The 25,879-nt window shown below is 63.2% G+C and carries 23 protein-coding genes; 3 read left to right on the top strand and 20 right to left on the bottom strand.

The features are described 5' to 3' along the window. Positions 1–3: 3 nt before the first annotated feature. The 19 genes from B0G76_RS33690 to flhD all read right to left on the bottom strand — a co-directional run bounded on the left by B0G76_RS33690 (position 4) and on the right by flhD (position 21,525). Entirely contained in the window at positions 4–873 is an 870-nt protein-coding gene (locus B0G76_RS33690; protein WP_120297144.1) for an AAA family ATPase, read from the bottom strand. After that, positions 866–2,767, bottom strand: a complete 1,902-nt coding sequence (gene flhF / locus B0G76_RS33695; RefSeq protein WP_120297145.1) for a flagellar biosynthesis protein FlhF — start codon at positions 2,765–2,767, stop codon at positions 866–868. Before flhF ends, B0G76_RS33690 begins: the two co-directional genes overlap by 8 nt. A gap of 342 nt (positions 2,768–3,109) precedes the next feature. Continuing rightward, positions 3,110–5,212 (bottom strand): flagellar biosynthesis protein FlhA, encoded by a 2,103-nt coding sequence (flhA, locus tag B0G76_RS33705; RefSeq protein WP_120297147.1) that lies wholly within the window; start codon positions 5,210–5,212, stop codon positions 3,110–3,112. Beyond that, positions 5,209–6,432 carry a flagellar biosynthesis protein FlhB gene (gene flhB, locus B0G76_RS33710; RefSeq protein ID WP_120297148.1) on the bottom strand — a complete coding sequence of 408 codons (1,224 nt, stop codon included), beginning with the start codon at positions 6,430–6,432 and terminating at the stop codon, positions 5,209–5,211. The genes flhA and flhB overlap by 4 nt, the downstream gene beginning before the upstream one ends. A gap of 339 nt (positions 6,433–6,771) precedes the next feature. Then, complete coding sequence (locus B0G76_RS33715; protein WP_120297149.1) at positions 6,772–8,064, bottom strand: DUF3443 domain-containing protein; 1,293 nt, start codon at positions 8,062–8,064, stop codon at positions 6,772–6,774. A 15-nt stretch (positions 8,065–8,079) separates the two neighbouring features. After that, the gene (locus B0G76_RS33720) at positions 8,080–8,622 is read right to left on the bottom strand and encodes a DUF2844 domain-containing protein (RefSeq protein ID WP_120297150.1); all 543 of its coding nucleotides are present in this window, start codon (positions 8,620–8,622) and stop codon (positions 8,080–8,082) included. A gap of 267 nt (positions 8,623–8,889) precedes the next feature. Further along, the gene (gene cheZ / locus B0G76_RS33725; protein WP_120297151.1) at positions 8,890–9,600 is read right to left on the bottom strand and encodes a protein phosphatase CheZ; all 711 of its coding nucleotides are present in this window, start codon (positions 9,598–9,600) and stop codon (positions 8,890–8,892) included. A 1-nt stretch (position 9,601) separates the two neighbouring features. Then, positions 9,602–9,997 carry a chemotaxis response regulator CheY gene (gene cheY, locus B0G76_RS33730; RefSeq protein ID WP_120297152.1) on the bottom strand — a complete coding sequence of 132 codons (396 nt, stop codon included), beginning with the start codon at positions 9,995–9,997 and terminating at the stop codon, positions 9,602–9,604. A 62-nt stretch (positions 9,998–10,059) separates the two neighbouring features. Further along, on the bottom strand, positions 10,060–11,148 hold the full coding sequence (locus B0G76_RS33735) for a chemotaxis response regulator protein-glutamate methylesterase (RefSeq protein WP_183082262.1): 1,089 nt from the start codon (positions 11,146–11,148) through the stop codon (positions 10,060–10,062). Positions 11,149–11,153: 5 nt separating this feature from the next. Then, positions 11,154–11,924 (bottom strand): chemoreceptor glutamine deamidase CheD, encoded by a 771-nt coding sequence (gene cheD, locus B0G76_RS33740; protein WP_120297154.1) that lies wholly within the window; start codon positions 11,922–11,924, stop codon positions 11,154–11,156. Then, positions 11,921–12,862, bottom strand: coding sequence for a CheR family methyltransferase (locus B0G76_RS33745; protein WP_120297155.1), 942 nt, complete (start codon positions 12,860–12,862; stop codon positions 11,921–11,923). Before B0G76_RS33745 ends, cheD begins: the two co-directional genes overlap by 4 nt. A 204-nt stretch (positions 12,863–13,066) precedes the next feature. Further along, positions 13,067–14,944, bottom strand: coding sequence for a methyl-accepting chemotaxis protein (locus B0G76_RS33750; protein ID WP_120297156.1), 1,878 nt, complete (start codon positions 14,942–14,944; stop codon positions 13,067–13,069). Positions 14,945–15,005: 61 nt separating this feature from the next. Then, complete coding sequence (gene cheW, locus B0G76_RS33755) at positions 15,006–15,536, bottom strand: chemotaxis protein CheW (RefSeq protein WP_120297157.1); 531 nt, start codon at positions 15,534–15,536, stop codon at positions 15,006–15,008. A 63-nt stretch (positions 15,537–15,599) separates the two neighbouring features. Further along, positions 15,600–17,912 carry a chemotaxis protein CheA gene (gene cheA, locus B0G76_RS33760; RefSeq protein WP_120297158.1) on the bottom strand — a complete coding sequence of 771 codons (2,313 nt, stop codon included), beginning with the start codon at positions 17,910–17,912 and terminating at the stop codon, positions 15,600–15,602. 99 nt (positions 17,913–18,011) lie between these two features. Further along, a complete protein-coding gene (locus tag B0G76_RS33765; RefSeq protein WP_120297159.1) occupies positions 18,012–18,389 on the bottom strand; it encodes a response regulator in 378 nt (125 codons plus the stop codon). A gap of 84 nt (positions 18,390–18,473) precedes the next feature. Beyond that, entirely contained in the window at positions 18,474–19,481 is a 1,008-nt protein-coding gene (motB, locus tag B0G76_RS33770) for a flagellar motor protein MotB (protein ID WP_120297160.1), read from the bottom strand. 21 nt (positions 19,482–19,502) lie between these two features. Further along, a complete protein-coding gene (gene motA, locus B0G76_RS33775) occupies positions 19,503–20,363 on the bottom strand; it encodes a flagellar motor stator protein MotA (protein WP_120297161.1) in 861 nt (286 codons plus the stop codon). 229 nt (positions 20,364–20,592) lie between these two features. Further along, positions 20,593–21,153 (bottom strand): flagellar transcriptional regulator FlhC, encoded by a 561-nt coding sequence (gene flhC / locus B0G76_RS33780; RefSeq protein WP_120297162.1) that lies wholly within the window; start codon positions 21,151–21,153, stop codon positions 20,593–20,595. Positions 21,154–21,204: 51 nt separating this feature from the next. Next, on the bottom strand, positions 21,205–21,525 hold the full coding sequence (gene flhD, locus B0G76_RS33785) for a flagellar transcriptional regulator FlhD (protein WP_154559870.1): 321 nt from the start codon (positions 21,523–21,525) through the stop codon (positions 21,205–21,207). Between the two features lie 726 nt (positions 21,526–22,251). On the opposite strand from flhD, the gene B0G76_RS33790 reads away from it, so the two are divergent. Next, the gene (locus tag B0G76_RS33790) at positions 22,252–23,316 is read left to right on the top strand and encodes a glycosyltransferase family 4 protein (protein ID WP_120297164.1); all 1,065 of its coding nucleotides are present in this window, start codon (positions 22,252–22,254) and stop codon (positions 23,314–23,316) included. A gap of 335 nt (positions 23,317–23,651) precedes the next feature. Here the strand turns inward: B0G76_RS33790 and B0G76_RS33795 are convergent, their stop codons facing one another. Next, positions 23,652–23,954: an H-NS histone family protein gene (locus B0G76_RS33795; protein ID WP_028198479.1), complete on the bottom strand. Its 303-nt coding sequence runs from the start codon at positions 23,952–23,954 to the stop codon at positions 23,652–23,654. Positions 23,955–24,244: 290 nt separating this feature from the next. Here B0G76_RS33795 and aqpZ point away from each other — a divergent pair, with 290 nt between their 5' ends. After that, a complete protein-coding gene (gene aqpZ, locus B0G76_RS33800) occupies positions 24,245–24,985 on the top strand; it encodes an aquaporin Z (RefSeq protein WP_120297165.1) in 741 nt (246 codons plus the stop codon). A 147-nt stretch (positions 24,986–25,132) separates the two neighbouring features. Next, the gene (locus B0G76_RS33805) at positions 25,133–25,828 is read left to right on the top strand and encodes a histidine phosphatase family protein (protein ID WP_120297166.1); all 696 of its coding nucleotides are present in this window, start codon (positions 25,133–25,135) and stop codon (positions 25,826–25,828) included. Positions 25,829–25,879 lie beyond the last annotated feature (51 nt).

Consider the following 25,879-nt stretch of genomic DNA (forward strand, 5'->3'; position numbering starts at 1 on the left):
CTCTCAGGCGTGCTGCGCGGACGGTTGGTCGGCGTGTTGCGCCGCTGTAACTGTCGCAGGCGCCATCCACGGCGTTTGCGACGACATCGCTGGCCGCATCGGCCAGTACTGCAATTCGGCGGCAAGATGCCGGAAGTCGCGCGCAGCCGGTGTCGACGGGAACGCATCGACGACACATCGCGACAACTCCAGGGCTCGCGCCATCCGCACATCGGCGGCAATGCAACCGGCGTCTTCCAGCGCCACCGTCAGGTAGCGCCCCGCCACGCCGGCCAGGTTCACAAAAGCGGTATGCGCGTCGTCCACGCTCTGCACGTGGTTCACCAGCACACGAAACTGCGCGGTAGCGTGTGCGTAGTGCAGACGCTTCATGCAGGCGTACGCCTCGGTGATCGCTTGCGCGGCAACCCTTGTCACGATCATCACGTCGTGCGCCTGCATCGCGAGGGGCGACAGGTGGCCGTGCTGGTCGAGTTGCGCATCGATCAGCACGATGTCGGCGGAACCGCGCAACACCACGCCGAACTGCTCGGCCGTGTGGCCTTCGCGGTGATTGCGCGAGGCGGCCAGCACGGAGAAGCCGAGCGCGTGGCGCGTAGCGGCGTCGTCGAGCGTCATCTCGCCGCGCATCACCGCCGCAAAATTGCCCGCACCGCGCACGCCGCCGAGCATCGCGCTCACCGATTGCCCGCCGAGGCACTCGTCGATCACCAGCACGTCCTTACCCTGCTGCGCGAGCGCCGTGGCGAGATTCACCACTGTCGTCGTACAGCCAACGCCGCCCGAGCCGCCCGTCACCGCCAGCACCCGCGAACCGCTTTTCGCCAACAGCCGCCGTAATCCTTCCGCCTGATCGGAGATGTATTTATCCAAAGCGGACCTCGTGCAGTTCGGCCGTGGAACGCGCGGACAGCGCGGACAGCAACGCCGGAATGTCGTCGTCGTGCGGTACGAACGGCGAGTTATCGCGCGGAATGCAGAACGTGCTCTTGATCAGGAATTTTTTCGTCGCGACGTACAGGTTCTCCGGCACCTTCTGACCGGTCGACACGTAGTGCACCGGCAGCTTGTAGCGAATCACCGTATCGAGCACGCCGCCCAGATTGGTGGCTTCGTCGAGCTTGGTCAGGATGCAGCCGGCAAGCGGCTGTTGATCCGGTGCGCGCTGATAGGCCTGTACCACTTCGTTCAAGGTATCGCCGTGGCTCGTCGCGTTGAGCAGCAGGAGACGCTGCACCGGCTGACCGGCGCGGCACAGCATCGCGATCTGGTCGGAAACCAGACGGTCGCGCTGGCTCATGCCGATCGTGTCGATCAGCACGATGTGCTTGTTGCGCAACTCGGAGAGCGCAAGTTGCAGATCGGCGCCGTCTTTCACCGCGTGAACCGACACACCGAGAATCTTGCCGAAGATGCGCAGTTGTTCGTGGCCGCCGATCCGGTAGCTGTCGGTGGTGAGGAGCGCCACCTTGCTGGCGCCGAAGCGCATCACGCAGCGCGCGGCGAGCTTGGCGGTGGTCGTGGTCTTGCCCACACCCGTCGGGCCCATCAGCGCGAACACGCCGCCGCGCTCCATCAGCGCGTCTTCGTCTTCCATCACCGGCAGGTTCGATTCGAGCACCGAACGCACCCAATCCATGCCGCCTTCCATGTTGTCGACGTCGTCGGGCAGGTTGTCGACCATCATCTGCACCAGTTGCGCGGAGAAACCCGCAGCGAACAGGTGCTTGGTGAGCGCGGCGCGCGTCGGGCTGCGGCGCTGGCGATCGCCCCACAAGAGGCCGGCGAAGTGTTCTTCCATCATCCCGCGCATCGACGACAGTTCGTTCATCACGGTGTCGTTGACGACCTGCTCCATGCGCGCCTTGATCGCTTCGGCGACTGCCGCGGGAGTGCGGGCGTCGTCGCCGGTGGGCATCGGTGCGACTTTCTGAGCGGCGCGGCGCGCGGCGAGTTGCGCGGCTTCGCGCGCCCACTCGGGTGTATCGGCGGCTAGCGGCACGGCCGGTTGCGCGCCGGGTTCGACCGCGGCGCCGAGGCCCTTGGCCATCGCGGCGGCCGGCGTCATCGCGGCGGGGCGCGCGCTGTACGCGCCTTGCTCCTGCTGTTCGGCCGCGATGCGGCGCGCGTGATCGATCAGCCAGGGATTCGATTCGGCCATCGTGCGCTGTGCGGCAGCGGGCGCGGCCTGCACACCGGCGGCTTTGAGCAGATCCGCACGGATGTCTTCGGTGAGACGCGTCGCCGCCGCGCGGGCGCTGGGCTGCTCGACATTGATCGATTGCGACGGCGATGCCGCAGCGGGCGCGCCCGGCGTTGCTTTAGGCGCGTTCTGCAGCGTGGCCTTCGGCGCGGCGGGGGCGGCTGCTTTGGCGCTCGAGCCCGAAGCAGCGCCAGCAGCGTTGGCGGCGCTCGGCGTCATGTTCTCGGTACCCGCTTCCGGGCTTGCGCCGAACACGGACGAGAACACGTCGGGCATGCCGCTCGCATACGGATTCGCTTGCATCGTCGGGTTGGCGCGCGGTGCGGCGAGCGCGGGATGCTGTCCGGCCATGGCGTTCATCGGTGCGGCCAGCGGTGCGCCCGCGCTGCCGCGCGGCGCTTTCGGCGTGATGGCGGCGAGGTCGCTGTCGGCCAGTGCGACGATCTCGACGCTGCCGTCTTCCATCGTGCGATTGGACAAAACGACGGCATCCGGGCCCAACGCTTCGCGCACGAGACGCAGAGCATCGCGACTGGTAGCACCGACAAATTTACGAATGTTCAAGCTGGACCCCCGATGAGGTATACGGACTAACGGACCGGCAACATACCGCTTCCCATTGAGATCATTATTGCGAAACCCGTCGAGTGACGATCGATGGATAAAGACGGGTAAAGGCAGGCAATTCGGGCGATGGAAACGCGTTTCGATTCACACGCTCGACGGTTTGAAACAGGCTCTGCGACGCCATCCGGCGGCCCTTTCGCGGACGCAGCATGATCTCCGTCGCCCGCTTGTAGCGCGAAAAATCAGGCGCCGAAATGAAAACCGGCGCTCGAGGAGCGCCGGCGGAAACCATCGGTCTGGAACAATTTCGGCTATCCGTCAGGCCCAGCCGCGCGGGGTTTAACCGTGTGCCCCGATCAGATTCACTACTTTGATGTTGCGCGTATCCGGCACTTCCGCGTACGAGAGCACCTTCAGCTGCGGCAGGCTCCGGCGCAAGAAGCGCGCGAGCATCGGCCGTAACGCATGCTGCACCAGCAGCACCGGCGAGAGCCCAAGGTTCTGCTGACGCGTCATGGCCTTCTGCGTTTCGTTCAGCAGCGTATGCGCGAGGCCCGGTTCGAGGCCCGGATTGGCGCCCGTGGAAAGCGCCTGCGACAACACCCGCTCCAGGTTCGAGTCGAGGCCCATCACCTGCATGTCGCCCACACCCGGGAACCACTGCTGCGTAATCGCGCGGCCGAGCGCGAGGCGCACGGCGGCGGTGAGATCGTGCGCGTCGGTGATCTTCGGCGTGTGTTCGGAAAGGGCTTCGAGAATCGTGCGCATGTCGCGGATCGGCACGCCTTCTTCCAGCAGGTTTTGCAGCACCTTTTGCAGCGTGGTGAGCGGCAGCGACTTTGGCACCAGATCGTCGACCAGCGACGGCGTGTCCTTCTGCATGCGCTCCAGCAGCGACTGCACTTCGCGGCGCCCGAGCAATTCGGACGCATGCGTGACCACCAGGTGATTCAGGTGCGTGGCCACCACGGTGCTCGAATCGACCACCGTGTAGCCATACACCTGCGCCTGTTCGCGCAGATTCGTATCGATCCAGATCGCCGGCAGGCCGAACGCCGGATCTTGCGTCGGCGTACCTGGCAGCGCGGCGGACACCTGCCCCGGATTGATCGCCAGCCACTGCCCCGGATACGCTTCGCCGACGCCCACTTCGACGCCCTTGAGCGCGATCCGGTAGCCGTTCGGCCGCAATTCGAGGTTGTCGCGGATATGGATGACCGGCGGCAGGAAGCCGATTTCCTGCGCGAACTTCTTGCGGATGCTCTTGATCCGCTTGAGCAGTTCGCCGTCCGAGTTCTTGTCGACAAGCGGAATCAGCCGGTAGCCCACTTCGAGACCGAGCGTGTCGATCATCATTACGTCGTCCCAGCTCGCTTCGGCGTTTTCCACCGGGGCCATCGCGGCCGGTGCGACATCGACCAGCGTCGCGCTGCTCTTGCGTTCCTCGCTGCGCTTTTTCATCGTCCGGCCGAGTTGAATCAGACCGCCGCCGAGAATCAGAAACGCGAAGTGCGGCATGCCGGGAATCAGACCCATCAATACCAGAATGACGCCCGTTATGATCAGCACGCGCGGGTTCGTGAAGAGCTGGCCGGTCAGCTGCGTGCCGATGTCTTCATTCGTCGCGACGCGCGAGACGATCACGCCGGCCGCCGTCGAAATCACCAGCGACGGGATCTGCGCGACAAGGCCGTCACCGATGGTCAGCAGCGTGTAGGTCTTGCCGGCGGACGCGAAATCCATGCCGTGCTGCACCATCCCGACGATCAGCCCTCCCAGGATGTTGATCACCATGATCAGCAAGCCGGCGACCGCATCGCCGCGCACGAACTTGCTGGCGCCGTCCATCGAACCGTAGAACTCGGCTTCCTGAGAGACTTCCAGGCGGCGCCTGCGGGCCTGATCTTCGTTGATGAGGCCGGCGTTCAGGTCGGCGTCGATCGCCATCTGCTTGCCGGGCATCGCATCGAGCGTGAAACGCGCGGACACTTCCGCGATCCGGCCCGCGCCCTTGGTGATCACCATGAAGTTGATGACCATCAAAATGACAAAGACGACGATACCGACCGCGAAGTTGCCGCCCACGAGGAAGTGGCCGAACGACTCGATCACCTGGCCCGCCGCATCCGGGCCGGTGTGGCCTTCAAGCAGCACGATCCGGGTGGACGCCACGTTCAGCGACAGGCGCAGCAAGGTCGAGAACAGCAGCACGCTTGGGAAAGCGGCGAAGTCGAGCGGTTTCATCGTGTACATGCTGACGAGCAGCACCATCACGGAAAGCGCGATATTGAAGGTGAACAGCAGATCCAGCAGAAACGGCGGCAACGGCAAAATCATCATGCCGAGGATCATGCAGATCAGCACCGGCCCGGCGAGGGCGCGCAAATTGGTGCTGCTCAAGGCATCCGGCCGTCGGGACAGGAATCCGGCGCGAGCGTTCATGCGGAGGCTCCTGAAACGTCGTTGTTATCTGGCTTGTTGGCGGAATTGAGCACGTCGGCGGCTTCCTGTTCGGCTTCATCGTCCGGGACGCCGCCCTTGTCGAGGTCCGCGGGCACGTCGAACTCGGTCGGTGCGACCGGCGCGACGCCGCCTTCGGTGTTGAAACGCCGCAACTGATACACCCACGCGAGCACCTCGGCGACCGCGCCATACAGCGGGCCGGGAATCTCACGGTTCAGTTCGACGTTGTGATACAACGCACGCGCGAGCGGCGGTGCTTCCAGCAGCGGCACGTTGTTTTCGGCGGCGATTTCGCGAATCCGCGCGGCCACCAGATTCACGCCCTTGGCGACCACCTTCGGCGCGCGCATCTCGCCGTCGGTGTACTGCAGCGCGACCGCGAAGTGCGTCGGGTTGGTGACCACCACGTCGGCCTTCGGCACCTGGGTCATCATGCGGCGGCGGGCAATGGCGCGCTGCTGCTGGCGAATCCGGCCTTTGACGTGCGGATCGCCTTCGCTTTCGCGGTGTTCGCGCTTCACTTCTTCCTTCGTCATGCGCAATTTTTTGTGGAACTGCCAGAGTTGATACGGCACATCGAGCGCGGCGACGACGAACATGCCCGCTACCGTCATCCCGCAGCACACCGCGATCAGATGCATGGTGTTGGCGAGCGCCAGATGCACCGGCTGGGTCGCCAGCGCGAGAATTTCCTCGCGGCGATTCCAGATCGCCGTACCGCCGATGACGCCCACCACGAGCGTCTTAACGAGCGACATGCCGAGCTGGATCGGCCCGTTGATCGAGAACATCTTGCCGAGCCCTTCGATCGGATTCAGCCGGTTGAACTTGGGCTCGAGGCCCTTCGACGAAAACTGCCAGCCGCCCAGCGCCATCGGCGCGAGCAAGGCAGCCGCGCCGGTGAAGGCCAGAATCGGCAGCAGCGCAGACAGGCCTTCGCGGCCCGCGGCGCCTGCGCCGATCAGCATGCGGCGGGTTTCGAACACCGTGGCATGGTCGAACGTAAAGGCCGCGTGCAGCATGGCCTGCAGATGCTCGCCGATGCTGCTGGACATGCCCCACACGCCGAAAAATCCCGCTGCAAGCAGCGCAAACGTCGACAGCTCCCGCGAACGCACGATCTGCCCCTCCTCGCGCGCCTTTTGCAGGCGCCGAGGGGTGGCTGATTCGGTTTTTTCGAGGTCGCTATCCTCTGCCACAAACGCTCTCCAGTCGGCCGAGGCACGACGCCTCTTTCCAGTGAGAGCGATTATTCCCGCTCGACGCAAGCGGCGATCGGCGGATAAGGGCGGAGAAAGGGGGGTATTTCGAGAGATGGAACAGCCGGCAAAGTGCCCGGCGGAGCTTGCTGGCGGGACCGGGAAGGACTCTCGGAAAGGTCCTGCTTCGGCCGAAGGTGGTGGGTGGCCAAAGAACTACCAGCCAAGGGTGCCCGGCTGCGCGCGAGCTATGGCCGGCGGACACCCGCGCGGTTTCGCGCGGGTGTCCGGCCGGTTCTTACACGTTCGCCATGCGCCCGGAGCCCGGCGCCCGGCGCCTCAGAAGCCGACGTAAGGTGACTGACCGCCGTTCGCCGTCTGATCGAAGCCGTAGTACACGTACCGGCCATAAAAGAACGGCAAACCGAGATCGAAGCTGCCGCCGCTGCCGATCTGCCCGGCCAGATCGTTGAACGCATAGTTGCTGCTGTTACCGAACAGCGTGGCCGCACTCAGGATGCCGATGTTGACACTGGCTTTCGTGCTATTCGCGCCGGCCAGGGTGACCGACCGGGTCTGCGCGGACGACGGGCAATAGAACCCGGCGTAATTGCTGCCGCACAGCGCGAGCGAGCTATCCGAGAAGAAGTACGCGTTCGAACCCGAGTCGAGGAACGCCTGCACGGTCGTGCCGTTATAGACGCTGTTGTTCATGTCGCCGAAGGAATCGGTGGCGAAGGTCTGCGCGGCCGCCAGCGCATTGTTCGACCGCGTGCCGATCCCGAACACCAGCGTACCAGCGGCTGACGATGCACCGGTATTCGACACCGGCGGCATCTGCACGATCACGCCATTATTGTCGGCCACGAAGTTGGCAACCGGATTGGCGACCTGCTGGTTGATCGGCACCGGAATACGGGAGCAGGAGGTCCCGCCCGGACACGCGAAATAATTGCTGTAAGTGGCGGCGGTCGACGCGTTCGAGCAGGTTGTGCCGCAATCGGTGGGCGCCGTGCCGATACCGAGAATGCCGTTGGCGCCGAGATCGTTAGCCGTGTTTTCCGCCGTGCCGCTGCCGCAGCCGGTCGGGACGGAACTCGACGCCTTGTCGCCGATGATCTGTATCGGAACGGGCGTGGCCGTCGTCTCGCCGCCGATCTGCACGGTCGCGGTGCGCACCGTACCCCACGTGAAGCCGTCGGCGAAGTTCGCGCATTCGGCGAGTTGCGCCCCGCCAATGGAGATGGGCTGCAACGCATTGAGCAGCGATGAATTCACCACCGAACTAACCAGACGCAGCCCGAACGAACCGGTATCGACCTGGACGTTGGTGATCGTCTGACAATTGGATGTCGTGCCCGGCGGGCACACGGTCACGCTAACCGTCGGAATATTGATCACGCCGTTCACACCCCGCGCGACCGTGATCGGCACGGTGTTCACCGCGTTCGAGGCGATCGGTTGCTGGGTCGGGCTGGCCGGCAGCGAACCGCCGTTCAGCGAGTCCGACGAACTGCCACTGGAACTGGAGCCGCCGCCACCGCCGCAGGCGGCCACCATCGACACCAACGCCACGGCCAGGATGGCCTGCATCCAGCCCTTGGGCTTCACAGCACTTTGCATGGTTCGCATCGTTCGTCCTCGCTCTTACTGGATGTCGGAACCGCTGACGCCGGCGGGCAACGCCGGCGGCAACCAGGCCTGGCCACTGAACGCGCCCATGTGGCCGCCGGAGCGGACCACGAGGCCGCTCTGGTCGACCGCAACGGGGCCACGAGCGCCTCCGCGCGCCGCGCGCACAGCCTTGACGCCGGCGACGTATTGCGGGAAATAGCTGCCGAGCAGATCGTTGAGATCCGGCATTTGCGGACCGCGCCATGCGATGCCGAAGACCGAACCGTCCGTGGCAAGATATTCGCGCACCACCGTGCCGTTGCCGAAGGTGGTTTCACGCACGGTGTAGGACGCGGTGGCCGAAGTGGAAGAAGCCGCGTTGGATGCAGAACGCATCACGCTTTGCGCCGCCGTTGCCGAACTGGTACCGGGCTGGACGGTGCGGGAAGAAACCGACGCATCCGCCGGGGGTGTCATTGGGGTGCCGCCCAGTCCCGCATAGGCGGACTGCACGGCAGACAGCGAGGGTAATGCTAGCGCCATAACGAACCCGGCGCGACGTACACGACTCCACATGACAAGGCTCCTCCCGAGCTACTGCTGCTCGGCTCGCACCGCGCGAACCGGCCGCATGTATGCCGATCATACGGCACCGCCGCGGTCGCACTTTGAAGCAATGCCTCACCGTGCCACCGGCCGGTGACTACTTCTCACCAGAGGGTGGTGCCGCTGCTTGAGTCCGTAGTATGCCTGTGGTTTGTGTCGGCAGACAGCAGGCGCGCGCGGGAGCGCGGCTTGCTATCCATTACCGGTCCGGCGGCCGGCGGTCTGGCGGCCGCCAGGTCAGAAGCCGAGGCTCGCCAGCAGATCGTCGACCTGCGACTGGTCCTGCACCACGTCCGTCTTGCCTTCGGGATTGATCTGCGGGCCATTCAGCAGATGTTCCGGACTGCCGGTGGACGACGGCTCGGCCGCCAGCGCCGCCGCGTTCGCCGCGAATTGTTCGCGCCGTTCGAGCGCGATGTTTTCGACCAGCACGCCGAGCAATTGCTGCTCGATCAGGTACACGACGTCCGTAATCTTCTTGATGACCTGCCCGGTCAGATCCTGGAAGTCCTGCGCCAGCATGATTTCCATCAGCTGCGAATTGGTCGCGCCCGTGGCTTCGGGCACGCCGCGCAGGAAGGTGCGCGTGTCGTTCATCAGCGCGCGCACTTCCTCGCGCTCGATCGGCGCCTCGTACCACTTTTCCCAGCGCGCATCGAGCTCGCCCGCGTCCTGCTGCAATTGCGTCTGGATCGGCTTCGCGATGTCGATCGCCGACAGAACGCGCTCGGCGGCCTGCTCGGTCATGTTCGCGATGTACTTCAGACGGTCGCGAGCATCGGGCACGGCTTCCGCCGCACGCTCGACATGCTTGTCGAGCCCAAGCTCACGCATCGAGTCGCGCAGCGTGCGCGTCAGTTGTCCAATGCGGGCCAGAATGCGGTCGGACGCGAAGTCGCCGCTTTCATTGACTGCGTCGGCGCCTTGCGCGTTGGTCGGCAAATTCACATCAGCTCCCGGTCTTGGCCATCTTCTCGAGAATCTTGTTGAGCTTCTCGTCGAGCGTCGCGGCCGTGAACGGCTTGACGACATAACCGCTCGCGCCGGCTTGCGCCGCCGCGATGATGTTTTCCTTCTTCGACTCGGCCGTCACCATCAGCACCGGCAGATGCGTGAGGTTGGCGTCGGCACGGATTTCCTTGAGCATGGCCAGACCGTCGAGGTTCGGCATGTTCCAGTCGGAGATCACGAACTCGTAGGTGCCGCTGCGCAGACGCGCGAGGCCGGCCTGACCGTCTTCCGCCTCGTCCACGTTCGAGTAGCCGAGCTCTTTGAGCAGGTTGCGGACAATCCGGCGCATCGTCGGAAAGTCGTCAACCACCAGAATCTTCATTCCCTTATCCATTTCATTCCCTTTGCTTGATTCATGATGCGGTGCATTACCGCCAGTTCAGTCAGGCCCGCGCATCATACCCGCTGTACGCGATCACCCATTGACGACAGACGCGCCATCACGCGACGGCTCATTTCCGACAGCGACGCAATTTCGTCCGCAGCGCCGAGCGCAATCGCTTCGCGCGGCATGCCGAACACGATACAGCTCGCTTCGTCCTGCGCAAGGGTATACGCCCCCGCTTTTTTCATGTCCAGCAGTCCGGCGGCGCCATCGCGCCCCATCCCCGTCAGGATCACGCCAACCGCGTTCTTGCCCGCGTGCTGCGCGGCCGAACGGAACAATACGTCGACCGACGGCCGATGCCGGTTCACCGGCGGTTCGTCGGACAAATGCGCAATATAGTTCGCGCCGCTGCGGGCCAGCAACAGGTGAGCGTGGCCGGGCGCGATATAGGCATGTCCTGGCAGCACGCGCTCGCCGTGCTCTGCCTCTTTAACGGTAATCCTGCACAAACCATTAAGGCGTTGTGCAAAAGATTTTGTAAAACCCGGCGGCATATGCTGTGCGATCAGCACGGCAGGCGCGTCCGGCGGTAGCGGCACGAGCACTTCGCGGATCGCTTCGGTGCCGCCCGTCGAGGCGCCGACGATGATCAGCTTCTCGGTACTGAGCAGCGGATTATTGAAAAGCGGCGCGGCGGCGGCCGGCGCATGCGCGGCCTGCGTGGCCGCGTGCTGCACCGGCGCGGCCTGGCGCACCCGTGCGCGGGCCGCGGCGCGAATCTTGTCGGCGAGCTTTTCCGAGTAGTCGAGCATGCCGTCGCGAATGCCGACCTTCGGCTTGGTGACGAAGTCGACCGCGCCCAGTTCCAGCGCGCGCAGCGTGATTTCATTGCCGCGTTCGGTTAGCGACGACACCATCACGACCGGCATCGGCCGCAGACGCATCAGCTTCTCGAGGAAGTCGAGACCGTCCATGCGCGGCATTTCGACGTCGAGCGTCAGCACGTCCGGATTGTGTTGCTTGATGAGATCGCGCGCGACCAGCGGGTCGGGTGCGGTCGCCACGACCGTCATGTCCGGTTGGCCATTGATGATTTCCGTCATCAGGCTGCGGATCAGCGCCGAATCGTCGACGCACAGTACTTTGATCTTTTGCACAGCGCTCACGCCTCCTCTGTAGTTCTGGCGTTGTTTGAATTAATCGGGCGCGGGCCTGCGCCGAACAGCTCGATGCGCGGCTTCGATGCACCGGTGCCCGCACCGCCTGCCGCTGTGCCGAACAGTTCGACCTTGGGCCGCGTGGCGGCCGGCGTCGCGAACAATTCGACCCGTTTGCGCGCCGCCGCGAGCCGTTCGGCACGCGCTTCGGCGCTTTGCCGCATGAGCGCCTGTTCGCGCTCGGCCACGCCCGCTTCCTGCTGCAGGCGTAATTTCTTCACCATCACCTGGCCGGAGCGCGGCATGAAGGCGACCTTGCGCGGGTGATTACCCTGCAAATCCTCCGCGACGATGCGGATCTTTTCGAGCGCCAGATAGCGGCGCACGAATTCCGAATTGCGATCGCCGATGTTCATCGTGGTCATGCCGGCCAGCACGGCGCCGCCGCCGAACACCTTGGCTTCGAAGCGTTCACGGCGGCCACCGGCCTTGATCAACTCGTTGATCAGCACTTCCATTGCGTACGCGCCATAGCGCATCGAATCCGACGCGGGCTGGCCGGCGTCCGCGCCGTCGTCGGGCAGCATGAAGTGATTCATGCCGCCAATGCCGGCCGCGCGGTCCTGAATGCAGGCCGCGACACACGAACCGAGCACGGTGACGAGCACCATGTCTTCGCTCGTGGTGTAGAACTCGTTCGGCAACAACTTCACGCCGGGGCGCTGGAAGTGGTTGTCGAAATACAGATTGTTGGCGATCGGCAGGCTGCTGCTCATGCTGTCACCCCGCTGCCGGCATGGCTCGTGGCGCGTGCCGGCGTGCGCGCGGCGGCGCCTGCGTCGCGCGTCAGTTCATAGACGGTCTGGCCGCGCAGCTTGAATGCCTGCGTCACATAGGTGAAGTTTTCCGAGTGGCCGGCAAACAGCAAGCCACCCGATTTCATCGCCGGCTCAAAGCGCGCGAGCACCTGGGCCTGGGTCGGCTTGTCGAAATAGATCATCACGTTGCGACAGAAAATCGCGTCGAACTGCGAGCGCAACGCGTAGTCGCGGTCGGTCAGATTGAGCTGTTCGAAGCGCACCATCGCGCGCACTTCCGGGCGCACCTTGACCATGCCGGCGTGCGCGCCGGCGCCTTTCAGGAAGAAGCGCTTGAGCCGCTCGGGCGACAGATGCTTCACCTGGTCGAATTGATACATGCCGGCTTCGGCTTTCGCCAGCACCTGCGTGTCGATGTCGGTGGCGAGCACGCTGGCCTGACGCGCGCCGCTATCGCCGAGCGCTTCGATCAGCGTCATCGCGATCGAATACGGCTCCTCGCCGGTCGAGGCCGCCGAGCACCACACCGAAACGGGCTGCGCGCGGCGCGGCACGAATTCGGCGAGGATCGGAAAATGATGGGCTTCGCGGAAGAAGGCGGTCAGGTTGGTGGTCAGCGCATTGGTGAACGCTTCCCACTCGGCCGGATCGTTTTCCGCTTCGAGCAGGTCGAGGTACTGTTTGAAGGCTTCGAGGCCACGGGCGCGCAGCCGCCGCGCCAGCCGGCTGTACGCCATGTCGCGCTTGTGATCCGACAGCGAAATGCCCGCGCTGCGATGAATCAGATCGCGAATACGAGCGAAATCCGCCGACGTGAATTCGAAATCCCGTCCTTGCTCGCCGGATCTAGCCGGTTCCGCCCGCTCGGAGCGTTGCTGTGCGCGCGTTGCCATCATGAATGTTCCTGCCTGCAATACGAGCCATCCGGCTTTTCGTCAGAAGGGTTGCTTCTGACGAAAGGGATTGAGTTCGCGGGGTCGCGCCCGCCCGCGAGTTCTGCCAACACACAGTCGGCCCGCCACACGCCTTGTAAGCGTGCTTCGATGATTCGCCCCTCAGGGAGCGAGATGCCGAATGACCGCATGTCTCTGTGCCACTTCCTAGAACGTTTCCCAGTCCGCGTCCGATCCCGCCGTCGTGGCGCCTGCTGCGGCCGGACGTACTGCGGATTCGGAGGCGGCACGGGCCGTCTTCGGTTTGAGAGCCGGTTCGACACGGGCGCCGTCCGCCCCCTGGGTGGCCGAAGCGGATGCTGCATGGGTTGCCGTGCTGGCCGCCTTGCCTGCCGCCGGGTGCGCGGCGGCGTGTGCGGGCGCTTGCGGCGTCGCCTTTGCCGACTGCCGTTGCTGCCCGCCGCTCTTGCTGCCGTTCGAGCGTGCCGCAGCGTGCGGACGGGCCGCCGTCACGTTGCTGCGCGCCTCGCCGCCAGCGACCTTCCAGCCGTTCACCACGGTTTGCAACTGACGCGTCTGCTCTTCGAGCGACGCCGCGGCGGCCGCAGCCTGTTCGACGAGCGCGGCGTTCTGCTGCGTCACCTCGTCCATCTGCACGACCGCGCGATTCACCTGTTCGATGCCGCCCGACTGCTCTTCCGAAGCCGCGCTGATTTCGCCCATGATGTCGGTCACGCGGCGCACCGCCTGCACGATCTCCTCCATCGTGGTGCCCGCGCGGCCGACCAGCGCCGAGCCGCTTTGCACCTTGTCGACCGAGTCGCCGATCAGTTCCTTGATTTCCTTGGCGGCGCTGGCGCTGCGCTGCGCGAGGCTACGCACTTCGCCTGCGACCACCGCGAAACCGCGGCCCTGTTCGCCTGCCCGCGCGGCTTCCACCGCCGCGTTCAGCGCGAGAATGTTGGTCTGGAAGGCAATCCCTTCGATCACGCCGATGATGTCGACGACCTTGTTCGAACTGGTTGCGATGTCCTGCATCGTTGTGACGACCTGGCTCACCACGTCGCCGCCGCGCGTTGCGATGTCCGACGCATTGACGGCCAGTTGGCTCGCCTGGCGCGCGTTCTCCGCGTTCTGGCGCACGGTGCCGGTCAGCTGCTCCATGCTCGATGCGGTTTCCTGCAGCGAGGCAGCCTGCTGCTCCGTGCGTTGCGAGAGATCGGTGTTGCCCATCGCGATTTCGCGCGCGCCGGTGTCGATCGATTCGGTGCTGCTGTGAACCGCCTTCACCATCGTCGCCATGCTTTCCTGCATCCGCTTGATGGCGGCGAAGAGGCGGCCGATTTCGTTACGGCTGAATACTTCGATTGACTCGGACAGATCGCCCGAAGCGATCCGTTCGAAGCACGCCGTCGCGTCGTTCAGCGGCTGCACGATCAGGCCGCGCAGCGCGAAGCGGATACCCACCACCATCAGCAGCGCGAACACGGTGACGCCGATGATCAGCGTCGTCATCAGCGAGACGTTCGATTGCGCGCTCGTCTGCTGATCTATCGCGTGTTGCTGCATCCCCTTGATGACGGCAGACGCCGCGTTATCGTACGTAAGGAACATCGGGGGGATCTTGGTATCGGCGATCGCGTGATAGGCCGTCAGATCGTTCGCGCGCAACGCGACGAATTCCGGGTCCACGCCGTCTCGCGTCAGGGTCGTGCGGCGCGCCGTCAGTTCGTCGATCAACGCCTGGTCGACACCGTTCTTCGGTGCGTTGAGAAACGCCTGCCAGTTCTCGTTTGACTTGCCGATCAACTCCTGCGCACGATCGAGCGCCTTCTTTGCCTGCTCGGTGTCGCCAGCGGTGCTCAACGCGGCGAACCGGTCCAGCGTCACGCGCGAACGCAACAGGTACGACGACGCATCGTCGAGCGCGTGAATGGCAACCAGGTCGCCGCGCGCAATGCGGTCGAGCGACTGGCTCGCGCCGTTCAACGCGGTTAGACCAAGGGCGCCGACCACGACGGTCAGCGCAACGAGAATGATCCCCATCATCGTCAACGATGTGCGAATCGACCACCTGCTCAGCATCTTGGCGCTCCCTGTTCGATCTGTGCTTCTATCTGTGCTTCTTACTGAGTCGTATCCAGGTTCAGGAGCTGAGCGTTTCGATCAGCGCCATCTCGCGGCTGGTCATCAGCTTCTCGATGTCCATCAGGATCAGCATGCGGCCGTCGACGGTGCCCAGCCCCGTCAGGTACTCGGTCGTCAGCGTCGCTCCGAATTCCGGCGCCGGCATGATCTGGTCGGTGGCGAGCGTCAGCACGTCCGACACGCCGTCCACCACCATCCCGACCACGCGATGCGCGACGTTCAGGATGATCACGACGGTCTGGTGGTCGTACTCGACGCGACCCAGATGAAACTTGATACGCATGTCCACGATCGGCACGATGATGCCGCGCAGATTGATCACGCCTTTGATGAACTCGGGCGCATTGGCGATACGCGTCACGTTGTCGTAGCCGCGGATTTCCTGCACCTTGAGAATGTCGATGCCGTACTCTTCGGCGCCGAGCGTGAAGACGAGGAATTCCTGACCGCCGGCGTCTGCCTGCTGCGCGTCGCGGCGACCATTCGTCGCGTTCGCGACGCTCGAATTGATGGATTGGACTTCTGCCACGTTAGCCCCCAAACGGTTGGGATGAAATAAATTTAGTGAGTGTTGCGACGAGTTTGACGGACATCATGCGAGGCTCATCGCGCCGTGCGCGTGGCGAGATTCGCGATTCAGCGCCGCCACGTCCACGATCAGCGCGACACTGCCGTCGCCGAGAATGGTTGCGGCGGAAATGCCGTGCACCTTGCGGTAATTCGTTTCCAGATTCTTCACGACCACCTGCTGCTGCCCCACCAGCTCGTCGATCAGCATCGCAAAGCGGCGCCCTTCGGTTTGCATGATGGTGACGATGCCCTGCGTCGGTTCCTGCTTGGCGTCTTCGACGGTGAATACTTCATGCAGCGCGACGAGCGGCAGATATTCGCCGCGCACGCGCACCACGCGTTCGCCGTTGGCCACCGTGTAGATGTCCTCGGCTCGCGGTTGCAGCGACTCCATCACGAAGTTCAGCGGCAGAATGAAAATCTCGTTGCCGACCTTCACCGACATGCCGTCGAGAATGGCCAGCGTCAGCGGCAAAACGATGCGCGTGGTGCTGCCCTTGCCCGCATGCGAGGTGATTTCCACGTGACCACCCATCGACTGGATGTTCCGCTTCACCACGTCCATGCCGACGCCGCGGCCCGAGACGTCCGTGACCTGTTCCGCCGTCGAGAAGCCCGGCAGGAAAATCAGGTTCCAGACTTCTTCGTCGGACATCGTTTCGCTGACCTGCATGCCCTGCTTCGCGGCCTTCGCGAGAATCTTGTCGCGGCGCAAACCGGCGCCGTCGTCGCTTACTTCGATGACGATGTTGCCGCCATGATGCGCGGCCGACAGCACCAGCTGACCGGTTGCGTCCTTGCCCGCCGCCCGTCGCGCTTCCACGGTTTCGATGCCGTGGTCGAGACTGTTGCGCACGAGGTGGGTCAACGGATCGATGATCCGTTCGATGAGGCTCTTGTCGAGTTCGGTCGCCTGACCGAAGGTGACGAGTTCCACTTCCTTGCCGAGTTTCGCCGCCAGATCGCGCACCAGACGCGGGAAGCGGCTGAACACGTAATCCATCGGCATCATGCGGATCGACATCACCGCTTCCTGCAGATCGCGCGCGTTACGCTCGAGTTGCGCCATGCCGTTGAAGAGCCGGTCATGCAAGGCCGGATCGAACGTGCTGGTGGTCTCGGCCAACATCGCCTGCGTGATCACCAGTTCGCCGACCAGGTTGATCAGCTGATCGACCTTCTCGACGCCGACGCGAATCGAGCTGCCTTCCGCGCCGCCTGCCGCCGCGGCCGGACGCGCTGCCTTGCGGTCCTGTTCCGCGGTTGCCGGTGCGCTGGCTGCCGCGCTTGCCACCGGTGCGCTGCTCGCCACTGCGGGTGCAGCCGCGGCAGCTGCCGGCGGCGCCGATGCTTCAAACGTTCCTTGTGTGGCGGCGGCCTGAGCGGGCGCAGCGGTGTGGGCCGCCGGTGCCGACGATGCTGCCTGTACCGCCGGTGCCGCCTGTGCTGCTTGCGCCGGGGTCGAATCGGCAGCGTTCGGCGTTCCAGGTTCGCCTTGCTCCGTCTCGTCCGCCGGTGCGGTGCCGCGGCCGATCGAGATCTGACTTTCGTCGATCACGAAACAGCACACGGCGATGATGTCGTCGGAGGTCACATCGGTCTGCAGCCACAGCGTCAGATCGCCGCCGCTTTTGACCTTCCCGACTATGTTCCCCAGGTTGCCGAGCTCTTCGGCCAGCAGTTCCTGGTCCTTCTCACCCACGCCCCGTAGCGTAATTTTCAGATGTGGGCCGCCTTCACTGCCGGCGCCCCCGGCTTGCGCGGTCTGTGCCGCTTCGCCGTCAGTCCATTCACCCGCCGCCAACACCGCCTGTTCGACGACGTGCTCCGGCGGGGTACCGCCTTGTGCTTCCGTATGTGCTTCCGTATGTGCTCCCACGGCTGCCGCGACTGCCACCGGCGCAGCCACTGCCGGCGCCACCGCTGCCGCTTCAATACCAAGACGGCTTTCCGCGTGCAACTGTTCGAGCTTCGCGCAGATCGCCTTGGCCACAGCCGTATCCGGCTCGGCGCTCGCACGGTAGTCGGCGAGCTGGCCCGACAACACGTCCTTGGTTTCGAGGAACGTGTCGATCATGTCCTTGCGCAGCACGAGTTCGTTATTGCGCGCGCGGTCGAGCAGCGATTCGAGAATGTGCGTCGTTTCTGTCAGCGCGGTAAAGCCGAACGTCGCCGCGCCGCCCTTGATCGAATGCGCCGCGCGGAAAATCGCGGCGAGGTCTTCGGGGTCCGGGTGGGCGATATCCAGATTGAGCAGCAACTGCTCCATCTGCGCGAGCAGTTCGTCCGCTTCGTCGAAGAACGTCTGATAGAACTGAGTGATGTCGAGTGTCATGCCTGGGTCACCGCGAGAGTTCCTGTCTAGGCTTGGGCTGCCGTGCCGCCGCGTCGAAAGCTTCTATAACTTGTGTAAAGGTGGTGTTTTTTTAAGCGCTCATGCCTGATCCGGTTCAGCTAACGCCGCGACCAGTTCGGTCAGCATGTCCGGGTCGAGCGGCTTTTCGATCCAGCCGGTCGCCCCCGCGGCCCGCGCCGCCGCCTTGAAGGGCTCGCCCGATTCCGTCGTGAGGACGAGGATGGGTGTTGCCTGGTAGGCCGGGTTGCCGCGCAGTTCGGCGATCAGATCGAGGCCTGTCTTGCCCGGCATGTGCTGGTCCGTCAGCACGAGGTCGAACGACATGGCGAGCGCGTTTTCGAGCCCTTCGTTGCCGTCCGCCGCGAGCGTCACCTCATAGCCGGCCGTCGTCAGCGTGGCGGCGAGGATTTGCCGCATCGATGCCGAATCGTCGATTGCCAGGATGTGCCTGATCATGAAAACCTCACTGCACTTACGCGATGGATCGGCTGGCCGTTCGCGCCATCTGGACGCATGGACCGGTCAGCCAACCGCTATCTGTTACTGGGCTGCCGGCGCTGCCGCCGACACCTTCGGCGCAACCGTCACCGGTGGCGCAAGTCTTTGCAGCAGCGGCTTGGAGCCGGCTGCGTCGTCCGACAAGGTGGTCGTGGTGGAGTCGTCATGGTCAAGCGCCTCCTCCGACTTCTTGTTCAGCACGATGATGCTGATACGGCGGTTTTCCGGGTCCATCGGGTCCGCCTTGTTCAGGTTCTGCGTCGACGCGAGGCCGAGCACGCGCATCACCTTCGCTTCGTCCATGCCGCCGGCGATCAACTCGCGGCGCGACGCGTTGGCGCGGTCCGCGGAGAGTTCCCAGTTGCTGTAGCCCTTCTCGCCGCCGGCGTACTGCACGGCGTCGGTGTGCCCTTGCACGATGATCCGGTTCGGCACGTCGTTCAGCGTGTGGCCGATTTCTCGCAGGATGTCGCGCATATACGGTTCAACCACGTCTCGCGCGGTCGCGAACATCGGCCGCTTCTGCGAATCGACGATTTCGATGCGCAGGCCGGTCAGCGTCGAGTCGATGCGGATCTGCTGCTTGAACTGGCGCAGCACCGGGTTCGCTTCGATCGCGGCCATCAGCTTGACCTGCAGATCGTGCAGGCGGACCTGTTCGCGGCGTTCCAGCTCGCCCTGCGACTGCTTGTCTGAATCTTCGTTGTTATGCGCTGCGGTGCGCTCGGCACGGGCGGTCGAGCCGTCGGTGGCGCGCGTGATGCCTTGTGAGTCGGTCGAAATGTCGCGGCCGCCGCCCTTCAGAATGCTCGAGTCCTCGGCGCTGCGATCGCCGCCCCACAGCGTGATCTTCAACGGCTGGTTGAAGTAGTCGGCAATGCCCTTCAACTGCACGGTGGAGGCCGAACTCAGCAGCCACATCAGCAGGAAGAACGCCATCATCGCGGTCATGAAGTCCGCATACGCGAGCTTCCACGCGCCGCCGTGATGGCCTTTCTTGGCCGGCGCGGAGCGCTTGACGACAATGGCGCGGTCTTTGTCCTTACTCATCGAATCGGTTCCCGGCGGCCGTTACTTGGCTTTGACGCGGCGCACGTGCTCTTCCAGCTCGGCGAACGACGGGCGTTCAGTCGAGAAGAGCACCTTGCGGCCGAATTCGACGGCAATAGCCGGCGCATAGCCATTCAGGCTGGCGAGGATCGTCACCTTGATGCACTGGAACATCTTGGTCGACTCCGTCACGCGCTGTTCGGCGACGCTTGCGAGCGGCCCGATCAGCCCGTACGAGAGCAGAATGCCGAGGAAGGTGCCGACCAGCGCCTGGGCGATCATCTCGCCGAGCACCGCGGGCGGCTTGTCGGCGGAGGCCATGGTGTGCACCACGCCCATCACCGCGGCCACGATACCGAATGCCGGCATCGCGTCGCCGACCTTGTTCAGGGCGTGCGCGGGCGCTTCGCCTTCCTGGTGATGCGTCTCGATCTCCTCGTCCATCAGGCTTTCGATCTCGAACGCGTTCATGTTGCCGCCCACCATCAGACGCAGGTAGTCGGTCAGGAATTCGATGATGTGGTGGTCGGCGAGGATCTTCGGGTACTGCGTGAAGATCGGGCTCTTCGACGGATCGTCGATGTCGGCTTCCAGCGTCAGCGTGCCTTCCTTGCGCGCCTTGGCCAGCAGAACGTAAAGGAGCGCCATCAGCTCCATATAGACGTCCTTGTTGTACTTCGCGCCCTTGAACAGCGTCGGAATGACGCGCAGCGTCGCCTTGATCGTCTTCATCCCGTTACCGAGAATGAACGCGCCGACCCCGGCGCCGACAATCATCAGCACTTCGACGGGTTGCAACAGCGCGCTGAGATGGCCGCCTTCCAGCGCGTAACCGCCGAAAACGGACAAAAGCGTCACGAGTGTTCCCACGAAAATCAGCACTGCCGAGCCCTCACAAAGAAGCGACGGTTACCGTCGTTAATCTGGTTTACGGCAACGGGGCAGAAAACTTTGACGGAAAAGCGGCGCGGCGCTCCGGTGTAAACCAGAGGCGGGTTAAGCCGGACCGGCCGGGCCCGGCGCCGGCCGACCTGGCCGGAAAGCCCGCCAGAAGGCGCTTGTGGATGCCGCGCTCGGGTTGCGAGCGGTGGGCCGATGCCGCCCCCGCGGCTCAAACTTCGAGCGCGGCGAGGCTTTCGCGGGCCCGGGCGTCGACAAATTTCTTTGTCTTACCCGCGCGCGAAGGCGGCTGACACAGCCCGCAGACAAAGGCGTGCTGCGGATCGTGCGCATGCGCGACAAAATGCCCGCCGCACCGGCAACAGGCGGTCATTTGCAGCATTCCGGAGTCGAAGAAGCGCACCAGCGTCCACGCGCGCGTGAGACTGAGCACGGGCTCGTCGTCGTGCAACTGAACGTGTTCCAGATAGAGCCGGTAGCTCTTCACGATCGACTGGATCGTCAGACAGCCGCCGTGGCCGGCCATGAAACGGTAGATGTTATAGAACAGCGAGGAGTGAAAGTTCGGCTGCCAGGTCATGAACCAGTCGGTCGAAAACGGCAGCATGCCCTTGGGCGGCGACACCCCTTTCAGTTCCTTGTACAGCTTGATCAGCCGGTCGCGCGACAGACTGGTTTCGGCTTCCAGCAATTGCAACCGCGCGCCGAGTTCGATCAGCTCGATGGCCAGGGTGATTTCCCTGACTTCCTGCACAACACTTTTAATTGCCATCCGCTTGCATTTCCCCCGTCCTGATCGCTTTTTTAGAACTACAAGCTGCCATCAGCCGACTTGTTCGACTGGCTGGCTTGCCATCAGGATCGCGGAATGCGCCTGAGCCACGGCGCTGGATTTGCCTTTGTCCGCAAGGGCGGACAGCACGGCATGGTCGTCGAAACGGAAGCGGCACAACACCTGATTGGACGCCGCCAGCTTCACGGTCTGCGCCAAAGACAGATTGGCGAGCACGTCGGCTAGCTGATCCGAAATCCCCATGCGAAACATGCCCATAGGCTTGTCCTCACGCAGCAGGCGCTGCGCGAGCAGGAGATAAGACAGGTTGACTTCTCTGATCTCATTGAGCATTTCGCTTGTCGCGCTCATGGTTCCCCCGGGGTGTATCTGGCTGGTCAGGCCGTTACGGAAACGTTTGCTCGAACGCGCGCGCTTAAACCGCACGAATCGGCTCGTTTCTGGTCTTGCGAGCATTGTGTCGAAAGGGGGAGCAGACGGAAATCGGACAGACACCCTGCCTGCTTGACGGATTAATCCGTCATTCGTGTAGGAATTTGTCCTACACGGAGGGGGCGGAAAGAAGGTTGAAGCTGGTGAAGCGGCGCGCAGCCTGGCGCTGACGATGCGCTTTGGATGAATCTTCAACAAAAATGTGAACCAAATGGTGAGTCCTGGGTGACTCACGGTCCGCACCTTGTTGCGGTGAGAAAGAATTATAAGACGTTTTCACTTCAGCGCAACGCGCGCGGTGTAGAGGTCGCGCTCCTGTCCCGGGACCGTCGCTTGCTCCTGGTTTGCTCGTCATTTGCTCGTGTCCTTCCAGCGCTCGAATGTCCATCCAGGGGCGCTTCCTGGCTATCGGGACAGGTCTTTATTGACCTGTAACGCATCATGTTTCGCGCTGTAACAACATTAAGTGTTTGAAAAATAACTCGAATTAGGCCGGCCGATCCCGATAATGAAGCCTAGGGATTTCCCGATACAGGTTCGCCCCCCCCGGGCGGCGGCCTACCGCGCCCAACCGTCCGTCAGGCATTCGCGCCTCGCTCTACTCGAGCACCGCTGTGCGAAGCCGTTTTGAACAGGAGAAAACGCATGCGAATCGCACAAATTGCGCCGTTGTACGAAGCTGTCCCGCCGAAACTCTACGGTGGCACCGAGCGTGTCGTCTCGTATCTGACTGAAGCGCTGGTCGACCTCGGCCACGACGTTACGCTGTTTGCGAGCGGCGACTCGATCACCTCCGCGAACCTCGACGCCTGCTGGCCTCGTGCGCTGCGCCTCGATCCGACGATCCGCGACGCGCTGGCTCCGCACATCCTGATGATGGAAAAAGTGCGCCGTGTCGCGCATGAGTTCGACGTGCTGCACTTTCACCTCGACTACATGCCGTTCCCGCTCTTCACCACCATGGACACGCCGTTTGTGACGACACTTCACGGCCGCCTGGACTTGCCGGAACTGCAACCGGTGTTCGACGCGTTCTCGAATGTGCCGGTGGTATCGATTTCGGATTCGCAGCGCGTGCCGCTGCCGCAGGCCAACTGGCTGAACACGATTTACCACGGCCTGCCGGAGCAGTTGCTCACGCCGCAAACACACAAAGAGCCGGAATACCTGGCGTTCCTCGGTCGTATCTGTCCTGAGAAGCGCGTCGATACAGCTATCAAGATCGCTGCGCAAAGCGGTTTGCCGCTGAAGATCGCCGCCAAGGTGGACAAGGTCGACCAGGAATACTTCAAGAAGGAAATCGAACCGCTGCTTTCCATGGCGCACGTGGAGTTCGTCGGCGAAATCAACGAGGCGCAGAAGCCCGAGTTTCTATCGGGCGCCAAGGCGCTGCTGTTCCCGATCGACTGGTCGGAGCCGTTCGGTCTGGTGATGATCGAATCGATGGCGTGCGGCACGCCGGTGATCGCGTTCAACCGCGGCTCGGTGCCGGAAGTGATCGACCACGGCGTGACCGGCTACATTGTCGAGGACGTTCAAGGTGCGGTAGCCGCGCTGCAGCGTCTGGACGAACTGTCGCGCACGGAGATTCGCGCACAGTTCGAACGCCGCTTCAGTTCGAAAACGATGGCTCAGAATTACGTTGACGGCTATTCGGCACTGATCGAAGCGACGCGCCGCCCGGTGTTGCGCCAGGTCGCGGTGGGTTGAATGCTGGATTGCGCGGTGGGTCGAGCGGCGGGTCCAGCAACGGGTTCTGCAACGCGCTTAAGCGGCTGGCGTTTTTTATGCGCTTGGCCGCTTAAGCCGTACTTCTGCCTTTTTCCGATTTGCACGCCAATCACGAGTAAATTTGCCTGGTGAATCGTTTGCGCGAGCGGTTGGCAGGAGTTAACCCGCTTCCAACTACGAAAAAGCCGCCTCTCACGGGCGGCTTTTTTAATTGCAAGTGTGGATGCGCTTCCATCCTGGACTGGCGCATCACGAATTAACAATTCCGCACCGATCAACCTTCAGTTGGCTTTCGCCTGCTACCGGCTGGGCATTCACGCCGCGCCAATCAAAAAGCGTTCGCGATTCTTGCCGACAATCCACTTTGGCGGTTTGCCGCGCCCGCTCCAGGTATTGCCCGATTTCGGATCCTGATACTTGGCCGGCAGCGGCGCCTTCTTTGGCGGGCGTCCGCGCCGTGCGGCAACCGCAAAGCCGAGGTCTTGCGCGGTTAGACCATATTCAGCGATCTTTTGGCGGATGTCAGCGACAACATTGTCGATTTCAGTACGCCGGGCTTCGTCTGCTTGTGCCTGCAATTTGGCGATCTGCGCCTTGAGGTCTGCATATTGAGACATTCCGGTTCTCCCCTTTTCTAGAACTCATTCGCTCGCAGACTAGCTGCAATTATAAAAATTCGCAATGGACAATAATACCGATTTAGGAAGAAATCATCTGATAATTATTAAGCGTCGATGAATTGTAAAACGAGATCTTTATCGCGTAATAATAGGTAAAGGAGACTCCACATTGACAATTCTTGACACCTAATCCGGCTGTCTTTCCCTAGAATTGCGCGCTCAATGGCATGCACCTGCGCTTAGCATTCATGCCACTCCAGGCGTCAAACATTTTAGGATTACCAATCATGCAGTTGTCAAAGCGCCTCGCCGCCGAGCTGTTCGGCACTTTCTGGCTCGTGCTCGGGGGTTGCGGCAGCGCCGTCCTCGCCGCTAACTTCGCCGGTCCGGTTCACGGTCTGGGCATTGGCTTTGTGGGCGTTTCGCTCGCGTTCGGCCTCACTGTCCTGACAATGGCTTATGCGATCGGCCACATCTCCGGCTGCCACCTGAATCCGGCCGTAAGCGTCGGACTGACCGTCGCCGGCCGCTTTCCGGCTCGCGACCTGCTGCCGTACATCGTCGCGCAAGTGATCGGCGCGGTGCTGGGTGCGCTGGTGCTGTCGTTGATCGCATCGGGCAAACCGGGTTTCGACCTCGTCGCCAGCGGTTTCGCCAGCAACGGCTACGGTGAGCGCTCGCCGGGCCAATATTCGCTCGCGGCTGCGTTCATTTGCGAAGTGGTCATGACTGGCTTCTTCCTGTTCGTGATCCTCGGCGCGACCGACAAGCGTGCGCCGGCCGGTTTCGCGCCAATCGCGATTGGCCTGTGCCTGACGCTGATTCACCTGATCTCGATTCCGGTCACCAACACGTCGGTCAACCCGGCGCGCTCCACCGGCCCGGCGCTGTTCGTCGGCGGCGCAGCGATGGATCAGTTGTGGATGTTCTGGGTCGCACCGATCATCGGCGCAGTGATCGCAGGCGTGCTGTACCCGCTCATCGCCGAATGCCGCCGCGGCAAGTCGCAGGAACTGGCGCTCGACTGATCAGCGAGTGCGCCTATCCAGGCAGTCAAAGCGGGCGCTACGGCGCCCGCTTTGTTTTTTTGTCAGCACGACGCAGGCAGCGCCTTAGCCGGCCGATAGTCCGCTGCTAGAATCGTGCGACTTCCCAAGCTCGCACAGGTGCTACCGATGACCCGTTTCCGCGGATTCCTGCATGGCGTCGCACTCTCCATCGCCGGTTTGTGCGCGGGTGTGCTGGCGTTACCCGCGGCCCATGCGGCGGACGGCAATACCGAAACGCTCGTATTCGTGCGCCATGGCGAGAAACCCGCCAAGGGTTACGGCCAACTCAATTGCCGGGGGCTCAACCGTGCGTTGGCCTTGCCGGCCGTGATCGCCGCCAAGTTCGGCAAACCGGATGCGATCTATGCGCCCGATCCCGGCCAGCAAAAAGACGACAGCGGTCACCCCTATTACTACATTCGGCCGCTTGCGACCATCGAGCCGACCGCCATCCAATTCCAGATGCCGGTTCAAACGCCGTACGGTTTCGCCCAGATTGATCAGCTCGACACGGCGCTCGTCAATCCGTCCAATCGCAACAAGCTGATTGTCGTCGCGTGGGAGCACAAGCTGATTGTGAAGTTGTTGCGCCAGATGATGAGCACGCATGGCGGCAATGCCGCCGATGTGCCCAACTGGCAAAGCGATGATTTCGACAGTATCTATATTGTTCGCCTCGACTGGCAAAACGGCACGGCCCACGCCAGTTTCAAACTTGACCGCCAGGGACTGAACGGCCGCGCTGTGGATTGCCCATGCGCGGCGCTGCCGGGTACTCCTTCTGCGGCTGCGGCGGGTGCTTCCGCGAGCTCGGTTGATTAATCGGGTAATACAGGTGTAAGTCGCGATTACGAGCGCGGCTGTCTGATTGTT

The organism is Paraburkholderia sp. BL23I1N1 (assembly GCF_003610295.1).
Classification (GTDB): Bacteria; Pseudomonadota; Gammaproteobacteria; order Burkholderiales; family Burkholderiaceae; genus Paraburkholderia.

What these genes read in the sequence shown, in the direction of transcription:
- flhA (WP_120297147.1), bottom strand. Translation starts at nt 5,212, where the DNA reads ATGAACGCTCGCGCCGGATTCCTGTCCCGACGGCCGGATGCCTTGAGC.
- B0G76_RS33715 (WP_120297149.1), bottom strand. Translation starts at nt 8,064, where the DNA reads ATGCGAACCATGCAAAGTGCTGTGAAGCCCAAGGGCTGGATGCAGGCC.
- B0G76_RS33720 (WP_120297150.1), bottom strand. Translation starts at nt 8,622, where the DNA reads ATGTGGAGTCGTGTACGTCGCGCCGGGTTCGTTATGGCGCTAGCATTA.
- cheY (WP_120297152.1), bottom strand. Translation starts at nt 9,997, where the DNA reads ATGGATAAGGGAATGAAGATTCTGGTGGTTGACGACTTTCCGACGATG.
- cheD (WP_120297154.1), bottom strand. Translation starts at nt 11,924, where the DNA reads ATGAGCAGCAGCCTGCCGATCGCCAACAATCTGTATTTCGACAACCAC.
- B0G76_RS33745 (WP_120297155.1), bottom strand. Translation starts at nt 12,862, where the DNA reads ATGATGGCAACGCGCGCACAGCAACGCTCCGAGCGGGCGGAACCGGCT.
- B0G76_RS33750 (WP_120297156.1), bottom strand. Translation starts at nt 14,944, where the DNA reads ATGCTGAGCAGGTGGTCGATTCGCACATCGTTGACGATGATGGGGATC.
- cheA (WP_120297158.1), bottom strand. Translation starts at nt 17,912, where the DNA reads ATGACACTCGACATCACTCAGTTCTATCAGACGTTCTTCGACGAAGCG.
- B0G76_RS33765 (WP_120297159.1), bottom strand. Translation starts at nt 18,389, where the DNA reads ATGATCAGGCACATCCTGGCAATCGACGATTCGGCATCGATGCGGCAA.
- motB (WP_120297160.1), bottom strand. Translation starts at nt 19,481, where the DNA reads ATGAGTAAGGACAAAGACCGCGCCATTGTCGTCAAGCGCTCCGCGCCG.
- flhC (WP_120297162.1), bottom strand. Translation starts at nt 21,153, where the DNA reads ATGGCAATTAAAAGTGTTGTGCAGGAAGTCAGGGAAATCACCCTGGCC.
- flhD (WP_154559870.1), bottom strand. Translation starts at nt 21,525, where the DNA reads ATGAGCGCGACAAGCGAAATGCTCAATGAGATCAGAGAAGTCAACCTG.
- B0G76_RS33790 (WP_120297164.1), top strand. Translation starts at nt 22,252, where the DNA reads ATGCGAATCGCACAAATTGCGCCGTTGTACGAAGCTGTCCCGCCGAAA.
- B0G76_RS33795 (WP_028198479.1), bottom strand. Translation starts at nt 23,954, where the DNA reads ATGTCTCAATATGCAGACCTCAAGGCGCAGATCGCCAAATTGCAGGCA.
- aqpZ (WP_120297165.1), top strand. Translation starts at nt 24,245, where the DNA reads ATGCAGTTGTCAAAGCGCCTCGCCGCCGAGCTGTTCGGCACTTTCTGG.
- B0G76_RS33805 (WP_120297166.1), top strand. Translation starts at nt 25,133, where the DNA reads ATGACCCGTTTCCGCGGATTCCTGCATGGCGTCGCACTCTCCATCGCC.